This window comes from Gimesia algae, from assembly GCF_007746795.1.
Lineage (GTDB): Bacteria > Planctomycetota > Planctomycetia > Planctomycetales > Planctomycetaceae > Gimesia > Gimesia algae.
This window is the reverse complement of the sequence record NZ_CP036343.1, coordinates 7,198,116-7,215,290: the sequence shown is the minus strand read 5'-3', so window position 1 is coordinate 7,215,290 and position 17,175 is coordinate 7,198,116. Positions and strand designations below refer to the sequence as shown.

14 protein-coding genes are annotated in these 17,175 nt (G+C 48.7%); 4 read left to right on the top strand and 10 right to left on the bottom strand.

Features of this window, described 5'->3' with window-relative positions:
- Positions 1–7: 7 nt before the first annotated feature.
- Both Pan161_RS27170 and Pan161_RS27165 read right to left on the bottom strand, forming a co-directional pair.
- Positions 8–4,249, bottom strand: coding sequence for a DUF4332 domain-containing protein (locus Pan161_RS27170; RefSeq protein WP_145231882.1), 4,242 nt, complete (start codon positions 4,247–4,249; stop codon positions 8–10).
- Positions 4,246–5,586 (bottom strand): metallophosphoesterase family protein, encoded by a 1,341-nt coding sequence (locus tag Pan161_RS27165; RefSeq protein ID WP_145231881.1) that lies wholly within the window; start codon positions 5,584–5,586, stop codon positions 4,246–4,248. Before Pan161_RS27165 ends, Pan161_RS27170 begins: the two co-directional genes overlap by 4 nt.
- 362 nt (positions 5,587–5,948) lie before the next feature.
- Between Pan161_RS27165 and Pan161_RS27160 the strand changes: the two genes are divergently transcribed.
- Together Pan161_RS27160 and Pan161_RS27155 are read left to right on the top strand one after the other, a co-directional pair.
- Positions 5,949–6,386 carry a transposase gene (locus Pan161_RS27160; protein ID WP_145226021.1) on the top strand — a complete coding sequence of 146 codons (438 nt, stop codon included), beginning with the start codon at positions 5,949–5,951 and terminating at the stop codon, positions 6,384–6,386.
- Positions 6,383–6,799: a transposase gene (locus tag Pan161_RS27155; protein WP_197995936.1), complete on the top strand. Its 417-nt coding sequence runs from the start codon at positions 6,383–6,385 to the stop codon at positions 6,797–6,799. Before Pan161_RS27160 ends, Pan161_RS27155 begins: the two co-directional genes overlap by 4 nt.
- A gap of 88 nt (positions 6,800–6,887) precedes the next feature.
- On the opposite strand, the gene Pan161_RS27150 is transcribed toward Pan161_RS27155, so the two are convergent.
- The 7 genes from Pan161_RS27150 to Pan161_RS27120 form a co-directional block, all read right to left on the bottom strand.
- On the bottom strand, positions 6,888–7,307 hold the full coding sequence (locus Pan161_RS27150) for a response regulator (protein WP_145231880.1): 420 nt from the start codon (positions 7,305–7,307) through the stop codon (positions 6,888–6,890).
- A 354-nt stretch (positions 7,308–7,661) separates the two neighbouring features.
- Positions 7,662–8,702, bottom strand: a complete 1,041-nt coding sequence (locus Pan161_RS27145) for an alpha/beta hydrolase (RefSeq protein ID WP_197995558.1) — start codon at positions 8,700–8,702, stop codon at positions 7,662–7,664.
- A 407-nt stretch (positions 8,703–9,109) separates the two neighbouring features.
- Positions 9,110–10,393 (bottom strand): beta-ketoacyl-ACP synthase II, encoded by a 1,284-nt coding sequence (gene fabF / locus Pan161_RS27140; protein WP_145231878.1) that lies wholly within the window; start codon positions 10,391–10,393, stop codon positions 9,110–9,112.
- A 177-nt stretch (positions 10,394–10,570) separates the two neighbouring features.
- The gene (locus tag Pan161_RS27135) at positions 10,571–11,059 is read right to left on the bottom strand and encodes a 3-hydroxyacyl-ACP dehydratase FabZ family protein (RefSeq protein WP_145231877.1); all 489 of its coding nucleotides are present in this window, start codon (positions 11,057–11,059) and stop codon (positions 10,571–10,573) included.
- A 157-nt stretch (positions 11,060–11,216) separates the two neighbouring features.
- Positions 11,217–11,603: an acyl carrier protein gene (locus Pan161_RS27130; protein WP_145231876.1), complete on the bottom strand. Its 387-nt coding sequence runs from the start codon at positions 11,601–11,603 to the stop codon at positions 11,217–11,219.
- Between the two features lie 197 nt (positions 11,604–11,800).
- Positions 11,801–12,553, bottom strand: a complete 753-nt coding sequence (gene fabG / locus Pan161_RS27125; RefSeq protein ID WP_145231875.1) for a 3-oxoacyl-[acyl-carrier-protein] reductase — start codon at positions 12,551–12,553, stop codon at positions 11,801–11,803.
- A 76-nt stretch (positions 12,554–12,629) separates the two neighbouring features.
- Positions 12,630–13,118 (bottom strand): 3-hydroxyacyl-ACP dehydratase FabZ family protein, encoded by a 489-nt coding sequence (locus tag Pan161_RS27120; RefSeq protein ID WP_145231874.1) that lies wholly within the window; start codon positions 13,116–13,118, stop codon positions 12,630–12,632.
- Positions 13,119–13,634: 516 nt separating this feature from the next.
- Here Pan161_RS27120 and Pan161_RS27115 point away from each other — a divergent pair.
- Entirely contained in the window at positions 13,635–14,252 is a 618-nt protein-coding gene (locus Pan161_RS27115; protein ID WP_145231873.1) for a PilZ domain-containing protein, read from the top strand.
- Between the two features lie 4 nt (positions 14,253–14,256).
- On the opposite strand, the gene Pan161_RS27110 is transcribed toward Pan161_RS27115, so the two are convergent.
- The gene (locus tag Pan161_RS27110) at positions 14,257–15,051 is read right to left on the bottom strand and encodes an SDR family NAD(P)-dependent oxidoreductase (protein ID WP_145231872.1); all 795 of its coding nucleotides are present in this window, start codon (positions 15,049–15,051) and stop codon (positions 14,257–14,259) included.
- Between the two features lie 429 nt (positions 15,052–15,480).
- Here Pan161_RS27110 and Pan161_RS27105 point away from each other — a divergent pair, with 429 nt between their 5' ends.
- Complete coding sequence (locus Pan161_RS27105; RefSeq protein WP_145231871.1) at positions 15,481–17,127, top strand: DUF1549 domain-containing protein; 1,647 nt, start codon at positions 15,481–15,483, stop codon at positions 17,125–17,127.
- Positions 17,128–17,175: the final 48 nt, after the last annotated feature.

Sequence of the window (17,175 nt, the reverse complement as noted above, 5' to 3'; positions counted from 1 at the left end):
AGCCTTATCAGGCAGCATGCAGCTTTCGGGCTTTTTGCGACCATTGAATCCAGTCGGTAATTTCCTTGAAGTCCGGCTTCTTTCCGCCGCGAATGATCTGCTGTCCTTCGCTGGTTTTGACGAACGATTTTACTTTGCCATATAACTCTTGAGGCGAAGTGCGGGCAATTTGATCTGGTTCATGAAATCCGCAGGCGACCAGGATCTGTGCATCGTGACCACGCAGTCCGGGAATACAACAGACAAGCTTTGTCTGTTTTTTCCAGACGCGAATGGTGCGTTCTTTTATGTGAGTGACATTTAATTGGTTCGCGACGTTTCCCGGGTTGCATTCCAGAAAATCACTGACTGAGAAGATCCCCACTTTTTCCAGGCGATGTGCGGTTTTCGGTCCGATGGACGGGGCCTGCTCCACAGGCATGGAACGATTCAGGTAAAAGGGCGGCGTAACAGGCTTTGCGTTACCGGACTCGGTATGCGAACCATCTCTGCGATATTCACGTCGTTCCTGTGGTTCAGGCTCTCGTGTTGTCTGCTCTGATAAAGCCGGTTTTTGTGGGTGAAACTTCCGCGACTGGTGCGCTGATTGAACCCATTGTTGCACGAGTATTTCGCTGATGGTCGTCTCACTTGACGTCTCTGGGGGAAGACTGGAATCAATGAGCGACCAGAGTTCAGGGTATGACATGCTGGTGATATCGCCGGGCTCTGTGATCCCACACTGGACGAGAAACGCAGCCTGTTGCGGTTTGATTCCTCGAATGCAGGCCGCCAGTCTGGCTTGACTCTGCCATTCAAATATCAGCCCTGCAGAGATTTCATCAGGTAACTGTGTAGCCAGTTGGTCTGCCGATTGAGACAGGAGCTGTGCAATCGAATGAATCCCTGCCTGATTCAGATTTTGAAGATGGAACTGGTTTAGAGAATACAGCTTGTCAATCGGGGATGACCACTCCAGCTGATAAACCGGATCTGCTATTAACGGGGCATCCAGAACGGCTGCAGGGGACTGGGTTGAAGAAGCAGATTGCAGCTGAAGTTCAGACTGAACAGCCGACTTTGAGATTTCTGGAGAGGACGTTTCCTGTGTCGTGCTCTCATCTGTGAGCCACACTGGATGTGTTCCCTGTTCTTCAAACAGACGGGTCAAATGGAGATGGCAGGTGAAAAACAGAATCTGCTGCCCTTTCTTTGCGACAGAGATCAGGGTTTCAATGGCCGCCTGTGTCCGGTTCTGGTCGAAATTGACAAGCACGTCATCCAGGACCATGGGAAGTTCCACACCGTTGTTACGGAAACGCTCGACCATTGCCAGCCGGATTGCCAGGAAGAGCTGTTCTCGCGTGCCACTACTCAGTTCGCTGACTGTGAGAGTATGCCCTTCGTTGTCATCGACTTTGGGATATTGTTCGCCCAGGGGAGTCCAGATATTAGAGTATTTCCCATTGGTTAACTGCCTCAGGTAATCAGAGGCAATCGCGAGTGTTTCCGGCTGACTGGTACGTTCAAATTCTGACTGCAGTTTCTGAAGACCGACCGCTGAAAGCTCCGTCGTAAACCATTCTTCACTGGCCTGTCTGATCTGTTCGCGTATCTGCTCGCGCTGAAATCTCAGTTGGACCGCGCTGCGATCAGTTTTGGCATTCTGGTAATCCTGTTTCAGACGCCCCATGTTTTCCGCAGCCGTGACCAGATCCTGTTCGATGTCTTCCAGTTCCAGATTCAACATGTCCAATTGCTCGGCATTCGCATCTGCATCGAAAACCAGCAGATCATCTTCCACAATCGCCATTTCCTGTTCAGTCTGACTGGCTCGCTCTAATTCCCGCTGCGCCGTCAACAGGGTCTTTTCGATCTCAATACGTTTTGTCAGCGATGCGGCCCGTTTCACAAAATCTTCGCGACTCGTAGCGCCACCCTGGATGAGAAGCGTTGAACGCAGATGGTTGATTTCCTCCAGCTTTAATTTCAGGGAGTCTGCTTCCTGGCGCAGCCGCTGTTCTTCTTTTATCAACCTCATGCGTGCTTCACGCTGGCCTGAAAGTGTTTCGAGTTCTCGTTCCCATGCAGTAACCTGTTCAAATGGTGTGTCCGATTTCTGCTGACTGCGATTCATGCGCAAACCTAATTCGCGGACGCGTTTAAAATACATATTGACTAGATCACCACAGGGTTTGATTTTCTGTTGTTCCTGTTCCAGCTGATTCCGGTAGAAGTTTGCCTGTGAAACCTGATGCCACATCCGGAACGCGTCATCCACTTTAAGTGTTTCGGTCAGCCCCAGTTGTTTCAGACATTCGCACCACTCATGCCGCTTGCTGCTGAAGTTTCGCTGGATTTCCTGTGAGCGGTTTCTCAATTTGACCAGTAATTGGCGGGTTTTCTGGGCGCGTTCCTGAGCCACATTCAACTGTTCCAGTTCAGCAATTTTGAGAGCCAGTTCGTGCAACAGATCGGTACGCAGAATATTTTCATCATTGAAATTCAACGCCGGTACAGTCTCCCGTTGTCGATGACTGCTGAGGGAGTGCCCTTCCGAGAGAGATTTCAATGCGAAGTATTCATCTTCCATGATACGATCAATTTCCTGGCGCGTTTCGCGCAGGTGGACATCAAGGGCCCAGCTTTCGTCCTGCAGTTCCTCAGCCTGGTCCAGTACATCGAGTTCGAAATGTTTTTTAATGGCCCAGGTGATGCCTCCCAGGAAGAGACCGCTCAGGCAGAAAATCAGCCCCACCAGCTTCGCGTCGGAGACTCCTCGCCAGAAGCCGGCGAGTACCAGGCAAGCTCCTGCCAGCGCGAAACCGAACAGTGTCTTCTTCGCCCAGCCGGGCAGACGTGAGTGGGACTGCAGGCGTTCCAGCTGTTCTTTGACTGCTTCCTGGCGGATGACAAACTCCGACTCTCTCAGCCGTAACTGGCTGAGTCGTTCGAGATGCTTCATACGTTCCCGGGCACGCTTAAGTTCTAGTTCAGTGGAGTGTCCGTTGAGAAGTCGTGAAGACTGTTCCTGCAGACTGGCCAGTGTCTGCTGATATTTACGTGAGAGTTTTTTATAGCGTCGGTGTGTATTTTTTCGCTTCCTCCCGGCCACACCGTATTCACGGGCAGCTTCGACCAGCCGCAGGTTATTATCAGGAGTGGTTTTAATATGAGTCATATGACCCAGTTCCAGATTCTGACTCAGGTAGTTTTTAAGAGTTGACTCCAGTTCCTGTACCCGGGTGATACCTGATTTGTGCTGCTGCTCCAGATCCGTCATCCATGGTTTCTGATCCACCAGACTCTGGATATTGGGCGCAAAGTTTAATAATGCATTGTCGATTTCCGCCTGCTCGATTTGTTTACGCAGACCGCTGAGTTCTGCTTTGATCTCGATCAGCTTTGATTCAACCTGTTTGATTTCCCGGTCGTATTCATTCAGAAGGTTCACGCCATCTTCAGGGAAATCGTGGACGACGGGCAATCGCTTCAATTGCTGCTGCAGGTCTTGTACTTCCTGCCACGGTTTCCAGACCCGATCCAGGAAACGATGTCCCCGGATCTGATACTGAAGCCCGGATTTCCGTTTTTTCAGACTGTCCGACTCGGCCTGGATTTTCTGCAGGTCGTTGGATAGATTGAAAAAGCGTTGTGACCGCTGTTCCAGGTCTGAGATTTTTGCATTGATTTCATCCAACTGTTGGAACAGGTCTGGTAATTTTCCGTTTTTGGAATCGCGGCTTAACAGTGACTGCCGGGACAGCCTGACCTGTTTGGATGCATCCAGGATCGCCTGACCTTCCGGCCCGAGTGTCAAACCATAGATATGCTGGGCAACCTGATCGCCGTGCAGAGTTCCCAACTCCTGAAGTTCATTCAACCCGATGGCGAATACATTTTCATAAACGCTTTCATTCACTCCCGCCTGGAGTGAGGTTAAGAGATCAGTGCCCGAAATTCCCCTGGTCTGACTCTGGAAAGAGAAATGACCTCGTCCGTTCGCAGTTGTTTGTCTCTGAATTTCATAGAATTGTCCCTGATGGCGGATATCCAACAGCGCAGACCAGGGTACGGCATCGGGAACACGTGAACGCTCGCGCAATTCGTCGGATTGAAAACCGTAGAGGATACCCCGAATCATTCGCATCAGCGTGGATTTTCCCGTTTCATTCGGGCCATAGAACACATTGATTCCCGGCTCAAGTGAAGCAAGATTCAGGTCCTGCCAGTTCCCAAACTGGTTTACATGGATTCTGGTAATTTTCATACTTGTACTTCCTCATCCAATGAAACATCAAGCCATGTCTGTCCATTGTGGGTGGCTGCGTTGAAGATCTGCTGATCGTCCAACTGTTCGGTGAGCGAATCCAGTCGCTGCAACCAGTTTTGATCCAGGTGAGTTGCTTGTGTGAGTAACTGCTTAAGCGGAAGTTCTGTTTCTGACTTGAACGTGTCCAGTTGAGCCTGAAACAGTTGAGACAAAGTAGATTGCGTCCCACGGTGCTCTCTGTTGTCTGTTTGCAGGTAAAACGATTGTTCAATGCAGACCGGCAGTCGATCTTTGACGACGAGCGCCAGTTCGTTACTCAGGCTGCTCTGATGTTTGAAACTTCTGAGCGAGTCGAACAGTTCACCTGATCCCTGGAACTGCCAGCGTATCATCCACAACTTTTCGTAGCTGCCTCGGTTTTGGGACTGGAGCGATTCCTGCATCAGTTGAATCAGTTGAGATCGGTTTATTTCCGGCTGCAGGTTCAGTTTCAGTACCAGCCAGCGGACAGACGCCAGTCGCAGTGTCCGCTGTTCCAGTTGCGCTTCCGTTCCCACTGTGACCAGGGTAACGCCGTTTTGTTCGTACTCGCCGAAATTGAGCCCCTGTGCTGTTCCCGGATGGTGGGCCACACCGGGGTGCATTTCGAATGTATGTCTCTGTGTGCCTTTGCAGAGCGCCAGATAATCCACGGTCACCTCATTGGATTCTTCCGATCGCCATTCTTCAGGTAGAAATTCATCAGACAGTGAAAGCGGAATGGCCTGTGTTGAATTGCCCACCGCATCACGGGGCTCTATTGGTAAATTCGCGACAATCAGTCCAATGGAGAGGGCACGTTCTTCCTGTTTGTTAAACAGTTGATTGCGTTGATTCAGTTTCAAAGGCTGTGAAAATTTATGGTTGGCAGATCCCAGAATCTGCAGGGTGGCAATAGTTTTGTCCTCGCGCAGAATATCAATAACATCACGGTCCTGAGGTGAAAGGAAAGTGATGTTAGCAGGCCAGTTGTACTGCAGATCCCAGGCGCTCAGAGGATCGTGTTGTCCAGGAACGATGAAAACCTGAATCTGATCCGCGGCCAGTTTTTGAAAGCCTTCGATTAATGCGATACGGGCACGGATGCTGAAGTCATCGGCAATAAAGGAGTTGCCGCTCAGGAGTAGAAAGTCAATTTCCTGTTCCCGGCAGGCGTCGATCAAGTGGGAAAACGTCTCAAGCGTACAATCTTCGAGGATTGTTTGAGACTCAATGGAAACTGCGCCGACCCCTTGCGCCTGATGGTCCAGACGCAGATTACTGGCATGTATAAACCGGGTTGGTACAAATGGCATGGCAGACTCCTTTCCGCCGCTCAGCCTGCTGACGTCAATTGTTCCACAATGTGACCCGGGATGCAGGTGGCAGTGATGCTTTTAAGAATTGCAATTTTGTCTGGAAGTGTACTTCACTCCGCAGTTTAAGAAAAGTGGAGTCTGTAGAAAATGTCTCTGTACCGTGGCTGAAAATTCAGAAGTCAGGCGTAGGTCCGTACAGCAGAATCGGCATATTCAGAGGCATTTTGACAGAGAATTATAGTACGAGAGGCGCTATACTAAAGTATGCTGCGCTCTAGAGGGTATCCGAAAACTAAGAAAAGGGTGAACAGTCTGGCCTGAGATTTGCATGATTCTGCTCTCTGAAAGGAGGCTTTATCATGCCCACACGATCCCGTACAGAGCTAAGCCGGCTCGTCGACACGGGATCCAGGACGGACCCAACTGTAGAATTAACCGATAAACAATGGAGTTTAATTGAGGATTTATTCCCTTGGGAACCTCCGGCGCCCCAGGGTGGACGTCCCAAAGCAAAACCCAGAGCCTGTTTCAATGGTATAATGTGGATACTTCGGACAGGAGCCCGCTGGAAAGATTTACCAGAGAGGTATCCTCCAAAATCGACCTGTCACGACCGTTTGAAGGAATGGTCGGAGTCAGGTCTGTTCGATCAAGCATTAGAACGATTATTGAGAGCCTTGGAAGAATCGGAGATATTAGACCTGACAGAAACCTTTGCCGATGGCACATTTGCTTCGGCAAAAAAAGGGGTAAACAGGTTGGACCGACACGCCGTGGCAAAGGAACTAAGATTATGATTTGCGTGGACGCCCAGGGGATTCCCCTAGCAGTCGAGACGGAATCAGCCAACCGTAATGAAGCAATTCTGGTCGAACCGTTGATTGCAAAAATGACATTGAAAAAACGACATCCTCAGCGATTGATTTACGATAAAGCGGGAGATTCACAAAAATTGCGAGACTGTTTGGCTGAGCAGAATATCGATTTTATTTGTCCCCACCGGGACATCAAAAACCGAAAGCAGAAAAGCCAAGATGGTCGCAAGCTCCGACGTTACAAGCGACGTTGGATTGTTGAGAGGACGATCTCCTGGTTACATAATTATCGGCGAGTGGTGACACGATGGGAGTACCACAATCACCTTTACACAGGCTTTGTAAAGCTGGCCTGCCTGTTCACCATTATTAAACGGTTTTCGGACCACCTCTAGAGCGCATCACATTTAACCATAGCGTCTCTCAATCTATGATACTCGGTCCAAATGGCCCTGGAGACGCTACAGTAAAACTGGACACAGTCTAGTTTCCCAGCCAGTGGGTCACATCCGGGTCATGGTAGGTATCGACCAGCGCGTGCGAAACCGTGGCCACTAACTCCTGACGTTTGACAGGTTTAGACAGTACTTCGTAGGCTTTCGCTTCGGAAGCATCCTGCCGTAATTCGTCAGTCGCATCGGCGGTGATCAAAATACAGGGGAGCATGGCATTGATCTGTTTCATCAGCCGCATGGCTTCCAGACCGGTAAGTATGTCCATATGCATGTCAAGCAGAACGATATCGACAGAGATCCGCTCAACCAGTTCTACGGCTTCCTCGCCCGATTCAGCCTCAAACAGTCTGAAATAAGGAGCCAATACTTCCTTAAGCACCGCGCGAAACCCGGAATCATCATCGGCAATCAGTAGCTGATAAGGAGCCTGTGATCTGGCAATAACCATATGTCATCTCACCAAGTAATCCGGAAGGTTACCGCAGCAGCGGACATTTATGTTAACCTTAGTTCGAAACGGGAATCGTGCAAATAGCGTTTTGTTTACTTCAGGTTAAGCAAATCAGATACCATTGTCGTTAAGAAAAATGATTCTGGTGATAAGTCGTTTAATATGTGATAGATAGGGTTGTTCTCAGGACTCGGGGGAAACAGGGGGACCTTGATGAATTCGTACATTCCCCATGCACTCGCTGTCAAATAGGCAGTAATATCAATGCGAGTTGCAAATTCAAGATTGATCGAGAAGTCCGGTTCGTGTCTGTAGTTTGATCAGAAGAATCGTAGCCTGGAACGATTCAGATCAGGCGGACCGTTTACTGGGGACAGGGTCAGCAGGCCCCATCAACGGCTCTGGAAATCCGAGTTCTTTCTCCTCGGAGCCGTTTTCGATCATTTGTGAAAAAAAGTCAATTAATGCCGCATCAAATTTTTCCAGCTGAGCGAAACGGCCTGCATTGTGAATGGCGCCTGGTAAAGAGCAGACAGTGATGTGGGTATTGTGGATCCGTTTCACAATCAACTGTGTCATCCGGGGAACAACACTCTGATCTTTTTCGCCAGTGAAAAACAACAGGTTTCGATTCTTCAAATCTTTGACGCGCGGTTTCAGATTGATGTATCGGCAACCCTGCCGACGTTGTGAATACCAGATCATAATTCGAAATGCGCGGATGACTTCTGACGTAGGTACTATTTGAATAAACAGACGCGGCAGGAAACGTTCTCCCCAGCGAATCGCGTGATCCAGAAAGAGTTCCTCGTTCAGAAAGGCACCTTCACAGGCAACAAACTGGATTTCAGGAGCTTTAGCAGCAACCGCGAGCGCAGTACCCGCCCCACGGCTCATGCCCAGCATGCCCAGCGGCAGATGCGAAAGTTCTGGTTGAGTACGCAGGTATTTAATGGCTGACCTGGCATCATTGAGTTCATACTGTGAGAGCCAGTGAATTGACTGATAACGGACATCGTTATCACTTTCGCCATGGTTGCGGAAGTCAAATGAAAAGACCGCAAAGCCTGCTTCCAGTAATCCTTGGCATTGAAAGAGTGCGATTCGCCCTGTGGATTTAAACGGATGACAGAAGAGTATCACACCTTTAGGCAGAGTTCCTGCTGGAGTGGCAATAAAACCGTGGAGTGTCAGACCGTCCGTTGTGGGAAACGTCACATCTCTGATCTGAATGTGATCGTCGTTTTCGGGTAGTTGAGCGAGTGTACCAATCAGATTGAAACGATCAGGCATTGGCGCAAACAGCACCGGGTAGGCTGCGCGCATGATACAGTACTGAATGATAATTTCGACTGCGATTGCGATCAACACGCACCAAAGCAACCAACTCACTGCTGTCTCCCTGGTGGTAACTGAGTCCATCAGTTCTTAGACAGACTCTGTATTCAATGAAGGATGTAGACACTTGATTTCGGGAACGACGAAGATGTTCATTTTGTGTATTTCCGCTGAAACCACACTCGCATAGTTTACTCGGTTCTCGATTGAGCGCCTTGATCAATTTCGCGAGTCTGGGGTGTTCTCAATAAAAAAACAGATATCCTCCAGGACCCGTATTGAGCAGTTAGGAGCGGCGCAGAACGATTGAGCTTGCGTGGACGCAGACTTCCCCCTGCCTCAGAATGATAAGGCCGCATATGTGAGAATTATACGGCCTGCGATCAGATGAATGGATGGCTTTCAGGCTTCAGAAGGGAATTGAGCCATAATGTCGTGGTGACAGTATGGTTCAATCCAGTTTAGTCTTTGAATTCTGAAAAGATCAGGGCAATGTTCTGTCCGCCAAATCCAAAACTGTTGGATAGAGTCGTCGTCACATTTTTCTGACGTGCTTCATTCGGAATATAATCCAGGTCACAATCTGGATCGGGGGTTTCGTAATTAATGGTCGGCGGGACGACATTGTCACGAATTGCCATCAGGCAGGTGATGGCTTCCACACTGCCAGCGGCAGCAATCAGGTGTCCCATCATGCTTTTGATGCTGGAGACAGGAGTCTTATAGGCGGCGTCACCCAGTGCGCCTTTGATTGCTCTTGTTTCTACACGATCATTGACGGCGGTACTGGTTCCGTGAGCGTTGATATAATGAATCTCATCCTGATTGATCTGGGCGTGATTCATTGCCATTTTAATGCACTTAATGGCGCCACGACCCTCGGGGTGAATGTCGGTGACGCGATACGCGTCTGCGGTGGAACCGTAACCGACCAGTTCGCCGTAAATTTTTGCACCACGTTTCTGGGCTCGTTCCAGATCTTCCAGAATCATCATGCCCGCACCTTCGCCGAGTACGAATCCGTCCCGGTTGCGATCGAAGGGGCGCGATGACTTAGCGGGATCTTCGTTATGTGTTGAAAGAGCGGTCAGCAGGCTGAAGCCAGTGACACCGAAAGGATGGATCATGCTGTGTGCGCCACCGGAGAGCATGATATCGACATCACCACGACGAATCAGTTCTGATGCTTCGCCAATTGCCTGACTGGAAGCGGCACAGGCAGTCAGACAGTTCAGGTTGGGACCTTGTGCATTAAACAGGCTGGCCAGATGGCCGGCAGCCATATTGGGTTCCTGTTCAAGTTCGAAACGCGGATTGAGCTGCTCCAGCCCGACTTTGGTGAATTTTTCCAGATCGACTTCACCATCGTTTTGAGCCTGAGCAATGATCTTCATGAAAGTGTAGAAGTCCTGCTGCCCTTCGCCGGCTCCCAGGTAGACACCAAATGTGGAAGGATCAAAATCATCATCCAGAATCCCGGAATCTTGAACTGCCTGTGTCGCTGCACCAATGGCATAGCGGATATTGCGCCCCGAATGCTCAAAGCGATCCAGATTGTCGACATAGTCTTCCAGGTGGAAGTCATGGACTTCCGCAGCAAAGCGTGTCGGAAAATTCGAAGCATCAAAGTGAGTGATGTTGGAAATGCCACATTTCGATTCCTGGAGTGCTTTCCAGGTATCTTCCACGGTTTTTCCCAGGGGGGTAATAGCGCCAATTCCAGTGATCACAACGCGGCGGTTCATAGCATCGAACTCTTGTTTTAAATTTGATTTTGTAACAGCAGGCAAATCTCAGGTCCAAGTGGACTGTTCAAATGTGATTAGCCGCCAGTTTAAGTCTGCGTTTTTTGAATACCTGAATTATCATTGTAGTTCAATTTGAATCAAGGCCTCTATAGCAAGCTTTCAAAAATCGCTGTCTCACGCCTGATCTTCGCCAGTTCCAGCTTTCCCGACATCCAGGATTCCCAGCAGATTCATCGAAAACACAAAGTTTTTCTGATCGATGGCTCCAAACTCCGAATCACTCTGATCGAGGTGGACAAATATGATACTTCCCTCCGCAACCAGGCGGTCTCCGACCATCGCAGTCACATCGACAGCGCCCCCCTCTTCGCCGGCATTGGTAATTTTCGCTGTATAAATCAACTGGTCACCCGGGCAGGCCCAGCTGTGAAAAGTCATTTGGGGCACTTTGGCCAGAATGACGATGTGTTCAAAATCATTGATCTCTCCCAGCAGAATGCCTCCGGTCTGTGCTAGTCCCTCAATCATCAGGGAGCCGGGCATGACAGGAAAACCGGGGAAGTGGTCGTGCAGATGCTCTTCTGCCAGTGTCACATTTTTCACACTTTTGGCATAAGAACCGCTTTCAAATTCAATAAAGCGATCTATCCAGAACCATCGCATTTTGAAACACCTTTTCGTTCGTAATTTGAATCCGCAGAGAACTCGCAGGAGTCCACTGGCGGCGCAGATCGAATACCAGACAGGGAGCAAAACTGCACAGCTCACCTTAGTGAGCTGTGACAGTCGTAGTATCTATCTGGTTAAGAGAATCTGCCGATTAAGCCAGTCGTGCTTCGAGGAAGTTAACCAGCATATCGACGGTAAACAGATCCTGCATGTTTTCGACTTTAGGATTCTCTGCAAAGGAATCGATGTCTGCATGAGGCATCTTGGTACGGAGTTCTGCGATCCCTGCTTCAGTGAATTCACCGTCTTTGACAAAACCTGAATCGGAAGAAGCAATATTTTCCGGAAACAGTTCACCACGGGGGATTTTAATATCGAACGCTTTTTCCAGACGGAATGCGATATCGAGGAAGTCGATTGATTCAGCACCCAGGTCACCCATCAGGGTGGCTTCTGGTACTACTTCGTCATCATCCAGTCCGAGCGCATCAACCAGTGTTTCACGAACGGAATCGAAGATTTCATCTCTAGTTGGCATTTTATTACTCCTTGGTTCGACCTGCTGGTCGATAAGTCCCGCCGACCCAGCCTGATTTAAAACTATCCGGCGAGAAGAATAGTTTTGACAGTTCTTGTGATGCGATAAGAAGAATTGACCCAATTCTGAAGACTACCGATCACACATAACAAAAATGTATTTTTCCAAACGACGACGAGCCGCTTCGAATTACTTACTTAAATTCCACCTAATGTTAATCCGCCGTCAACAGCCAGTGTCTGGCCGGTGACATAGGAAGACTCGTCTGTGGCAAAGAATAATACCGCATTGGAAATATCTTCAGGAAGCCCCAGACGTCGCGAGGGAATATGTTTTTTAATCTGATCGCCGGCAGCATTGCGGACATCGACGGTCATGTCCGTTTCAATAAATCCGGGAGCAACTGCATTGACAGTCACACCGCGTTTGGCCAGCTCGGTCGCCAGACAACGAGTGAACCCGATAATTCCCCCTTTACTGGCAGCGTAGTTTGTCTGGCCGGAATTTCCGAAGTGAGCAGCCACACTGGACATGTTGATAATTCGACCATAACGTTTCGACATCATCGGACGCGTGACCGCCTGACAGAAATTGAACACGCTGGTCAGGTTGGTGTCGATCACGGCCTGCCAGTCTTCGGCGGACATGGTTGCCAGCAGACCATCTCGGATAATGCCGGCGTTATTGACCAGGATGTCAATTTTTTCCCACTTTTCCATGACCTGTTCTACGACCGCATCTGCTTCCGCTTTACTCGCGACATCTGCCTGAATGGCAAATGCTTCACAGTTCTCATCTGCGAGATCTTTGACGATCTGTTCTGCGGCTTCCGCACTGGAACGATACACAAAGGCAACCTTTGCCCCTTCACGGGCCAGGGCTTGCACAACGGCTTTTCCAATACCGCGGCTACCACCGGTTACCAACGCTATTCTTCCTTCCAGTTTCATTCCAGTTTCCAATCTAGTTTTCTATTTTAAGTTCGTAATTACTGTGTAAGTCAACGCTCATGCAGAACAGCCTGATTCAGGAAGCGGTTTGTCTGCTGGGATTCCAGAGCTGTCGAAACTGAGTTTGCAGATCTTGAATCCGTGCGGCATCGGTTTCAGTCATTGAAGGATTCTTATCGCCCAGATTAAACTGTTCCAGAACAATCCGACCACTGACTGCGGCTTCCCCTTCCACCTGACTGGACGCTTTCAATGTACACAGATTGTCTTCCCATTTCTGAATACTCAGAGAGACACGCAGTTGCTTTCCTGGCGTGACAAAGCTGTTAAAGCGGATGGCCTTGGTCTGCTTCAGCAGAATGGTACTGTATTGAAAATCGTTGGTATACCGCATCAGCCAGGCACCGGCCTGAACGATCGATTCCACCATTAACACTCCCGGCATTACAGCAAAGCCCGGAAAATGGTCCTGAAGATATTCTTCGGATAGAGAAAGGTTTTTGATAGCCGTAATCGACTTCCCTTTCTCCAATTCTATAATTTGATCGACGAGCGAAAAACGCATGCCTGTATAATCTCGCTACCTGTCTGGAAAAGGCTGTAATCAGATTAACCGGTGATTAAGAACCAATGCTGGCAGGCAAGGTTCTCAATTTCCCTGGCGGTGGTCAAACCGGTTTGATACAGAAACCCCTATCGATGATCGAACCGACTAAACTTCATTCGATTCTTGAGAGTCATTGGAAACGTGGCAGTATAATTGCCCGATACCCGTTTCTCAAGCTAGTGGCGTTACTGTCCATCCTGAAATCATGCGAATTTTCTACGTTTTAAATAATAGTGAAGTAAGTGTTTGTATGGAAACAGTTTATGAGTATTTGTTGAGTTGGGATTGATGAAGCCCACCGAGGGCACTGGAAACGATCATGGACTGTATTACTCCGGGAGTAGTTAGTTTTTGAAGGATCTTTTTGACAGTCTGCCATTCCTGACATAGGTTTAAACAGCTGTTTTTGCAGTTTGCAACCCCAGTGAACTGTGTATATGGATACTTGAGCTCTCTAACGACAGGTTTGGTTAAATGAATATGGTACTTGATGCACGGCCCGGAGTTGACGTTTCTGAGATCACCGGGGAGACGACCCCCGGCACTTCCGAAACTCATTCGATTTCCTTTCGAAAGTGCCGTCAACAGTCTGGGCTCTCTTTGAAGACCCATAGATCTGCATCGGGTAGAACCTGGAATTCCCTGCTGAATAAGGTACGAGCTGCAACAAACTCTGGGCAAGTCTCAAAAAATGAACCTGAAGCAAACGATCATTCCGCTGGAGATTCTCCGTCTTTTGATCGTCGAGCCTACCCAAGACACACCAGTGATGCCATTGTTCTGGCCCTCAATAAGGGTGATCATCGGCCTGTCGAAGCGGGCTCCCATCCGGCGCAAAAGGGTTATGCGATCAACGTCAGTCAGAATGGAATCTCATTTGCTTCCCGTTCGGCATTTCAGCAGCGTGATGAATTGCAGCTGACTGTAGAAGACGCAAGTCTCAACTTTGTACTGAATGTTTCCGCTACAGTAGTGCGTTCGACGGCTCTGGATCAGGAGTTCTGGCGCATCGACTGCAAACTGCAGTGCCCTCTTTCGAATGAGCAGGTGGCTCACCTGAAAGAGTACGCCCCTTCCTGCTATGTAGGATAGGCTATCAGCTTCCCTGCGGGGGAACACCAAGGGATTTGCCGCCATCGATGCGAATTGCAGTTCCCGTTACCATTAAAGCATCTTTGCTGGCCAGGTAACAAATGGCTGACGCCACTTCCCCAGGGCTGATCATGCGTTTGTTTGCTGCTGCGATCGGGCTGGCACGGATCATGGATTGAGTCAGTCCTTCCGGATCAGCGGCGCTGGAAATGTCTGCATTCATCATTCCCGTTTCCCCGACCGGTCCCGGACAGACACAGTTGATCCGGATATTATCTTTACCGTGGCAAAGTCCCAGGCTTTCAGTCAACGCGACAACGGCATGTTTACTGATGGAATAAACCGGGTCATGGGCGCGAGGCAGCAGGCCTGCATTGCTGGCAGTATTGACGATAGATCCTCCTCCTGTCGTTAGCATATAACGGATTGCGTGTTTGCATCCCAGAAAAGTGCCTTTCAGATTCGTGTCAATACAGGCATCCCATTCTTCTTCTGTTACCTGATGAATCGGTTTGACCATGCCGATTCCTGCATTATTAACCAGGACGTCGATGCGGCCATATTGATGGATCGCCTGCTCAATCAATGTCTGGATGTCTGCTTCCTGGCGAACATCGCACATCACTTCCGTGATCCCCAGCTGTGAGAATGTTTTCTGATTCTCAGGCAGGTGGTTCAGGTCGCCAGCGAAGACATGGGCACCTGATTCTGCCATCATGATTGCCGTGGCGCGGCCAATTCCGTTTCCAGCCCCGGTGATGACCACAACCTGATCCTCAAACTGATATTGGTTCTTCATCAACTTCTTTTCTATTTCCTGAGTTGGGATAGTGAGAATAGCGTGTAATTATGTATATTTTTTGAGTAAGCGGATTCGTTACGTAATGAGTTGTTTAATGAATTTTCGGATTATTCAGGATGCGATAGGTCGTAAAGTCAGTATGCACATGTGGTTACATGGATTGTGTGGTTTCAGGTATTCGTGCGGATGCATATGAAATCGTTGATATTATCATTGGAAAATATATAAAATCGGGTATCCTATAGTCATCTAATTGCAATAAAATAGAGATAATACCCAGAGACTCTCGAATGTTTTCATATTTGAGTCGGTTAATACAGTAGCGAAGCCGTCTTCCTTTCGCAATTTTCGCTGTGAGTTCGATTTGCTTAAGAAGTCTGGCAGACTATTCGTTCTATCATTTTGAATATAGTGGAGAACAAGATAATGCGTCGTTATTCTAAACAACTCAGTGTTGTTTTAACCATGTTGATCTGTGTCGGTAGCTGGGTATCCAGAGCGGATGCTGCACCTCCGGAAAGCAGAGCGAAAGCTTTTTCTACAGGCGCATTTGATCCCTTTATTGACTACATCAATGGACGTATTCGTCAGGGATGGGAAGATAATGAGGTAGAACCTTCGCCCGTTGCTTCTGATGAAGAATGGTTGCGTCGAGTTCATCTCGATCTGATTGGTCAAATTCCTTCCGCAGAACTGGTAGAGCAATTTAATAAAGATCGTGATCCTGCCAAGCGATCCAAAATGATCGATAAACTGCTGGAAGATCCCGCATACGTACAGAACTTTACGAATGTGTGGACAAACCTGCTCATTGGTCGCCGTACTCCTCGACGAGTGAGTCGCAATGGAATGCAAAAGTTTCTGCGGGAGGCTTTTGCAAAGAACCGACCCTGGGATGAAATCGTACAGGATCTGGTAACTGCGGAAGGTCACTTTGAAGAAAACGGTGCCGTGAACTATCTGCTGGCACAGATGCAGAATAATGACGAAGCCGTGCAGGTCACTGCCGCCACGACACGTCTCTTTCTCGGGATTCAGGTGCAGTGTACTCAGTGTCACAACCATCCGTTCAATGACTGGAAACAGAATCAGTTCTGGGAATATAACAGTTTCTTTCGTCAAATGCGTCGGATCAACCACCGCAAAACCGATCCCAAAACGGGTCGACAGATTGATGATTATTCCGAAGTCGTAGCGACTGGTTTTAACGGGCCTGTCTATTATGAAAAACGTTCCGGGCTGATGCAGGTTGCCTACCCGATCTTTGAAGATCAAAAAGTCGATCCGCAAAGTGGCGTCGAGCGTCGTAAAGAATTTTCAAAACTGATCGTACAGGGGGATAAACCTCTGATCGCGACAGCGATTGTCAACCGGATGTGGGGCTATTTTATGGGATATGGTTTTACCCGTCCCGTTGATGACATGGGTCCTCACAACCCGGCATCGCATCCTGAACTGTTAAATAAAATGGCCGAAGAGCTTGTGAAGAAAGATTACGACCTCAAACAACTGGCACGCTGGATTTGTAATACTGAGGCTTACAATCTGACCAGTCAGTTCAGTCGCAATAATGAAATTGACAGTCCTGAGCGAGGAGAAACCCCTCTCTTCTCGCATATGTATATCAAGAATATGACGGCTGAACAGCTTTATGACTCGCTGATCGTTGCGACGGGCGCTCATAAATCAGGGCAGTCAAACTGGGAACGGGCTGAAGAACAGCGACGTCAGTGGATGGGCCAGTTTATGGTCGCATTCGATAATGACTCAGGCGATGACTCAACAACGTTCAACGGAACAATTCCCCAGGCATTGATGATGATGAATGGTGATTTGACCAAAAATGCGATCAGTGCAGAGCGTGGAAGTTATTTAAATCAACTATTAACCGAGAAGGGTAACGATCAGGTTAAGATTCGCAAATTGTTCCTTTCCACATTAAGCCGTTACCCGGATCGTCGGGAAATCAACAGTGCACAGCGGCTGATTTCCGGTACACCCAATAAACTGGCTGCCTACCAGGACCTGTACTGGGCACTATTGAACTCCAACGAATTTGTATTCAATCACTAAATCTGTCGCTGACATCGATTAAGCGAAACACAACCTTTATCACAAAAA

Excerpts from the sequence above, each read along its gene's own strand:
- Pan161_RS27170 (WP_145231882.1), bottom strand. The coding sequence starts at position 4,249 with ATGAAAATTACCAGAATCCATGTAAACCAGTTTGGGAACTGGCAGGAC.
- Pan161_RS27115 (WP_145231873.1), top strand. The coding sequence starts at position 13,635 with ATGAATATGGTACTTGATGCACGGCCCGGAGTTGACGTTTCTGAGATC.
- Pan161_RS27120 (WP_145231874.1), bottom strand. The coding sequence starts at position 13,118 with ATGCGTTTTTCGCTCGTCGATCAAATTATAGAATTGGAGAAAGGGAAG.
- fabG (WP_145231875.1), bottom strand. The coding sequence starts at position 12,553 with ATGAAACTGGAAGGAAGAATAGCGTTGGTAACCGGTGGTAGCCGCGGT.
- Pan161_RS27150 (WP_145231880.1), bottom strand. The coding sequence starts at position 7,307 with ATGGTTATTGCCAGATCACAGGCTCCTTATCAGCTACTGATTGCCGAT.
- Pan161_RS27130 (WP_145231876.1), bottom strand. The coding sequence starts at position 11,603 with ATGCCAACTAGAGATGAAATCTTCGATTCCGTTCGTGAAACACTGGTT.
- Pan161_RS27155 (WP_197995936.1), top strand. The coding sequence starts at position 6,383 with ATGATTTGCGTGGACGCCCAGGGGATTCCCCTAGCAGTCGAGACGGAA.
- Pan161_RS27105 (WP_145231871.1), top strand. The coding sequence starts at position 15,481 with ATGCGTCGTTATTCTAAACAACTCAGTGTTGTTTTAACCATGTTGATC.
- fabF (WP_145231878.1), bottom strand. The coding sequence starts at position 10,393 with ATGAACCGCCGCGTTGTGATCACTGGAATTGGCGCTATTACCCCCCTG.
- Pan161_RS27110 (WP_145231872.1), bottom strand. The coding sequence starts at position 15,051 with ATGAAGAACCAATATCAGTTTGAGGATCAGGTTGTGGTCATCACCGGG.
- Pan161_RS27165 (WP_145231881.1), bottom strand. The coding sequence starts at position 5,586 with ATGCCATTTGTACCAACCCGGTTTATACATGCCAGTAATCTGCGTCTG.
- Pan161_RS27135 (WP_145231877.1), bottom strand. The coding sequence starts at position 11,059 with ATGCGATGGTTCTGGATAGATCGCTTTATTGAATTTGAAAGCGGTTCT.
- Pan161_RS27160 (WP_145226021.1), top strand. The coding sequence starts at position 5,949 with ATGCCCACACGATCCCGTACAGAGCTAAGCCGGCTCGTCGACACGGGA.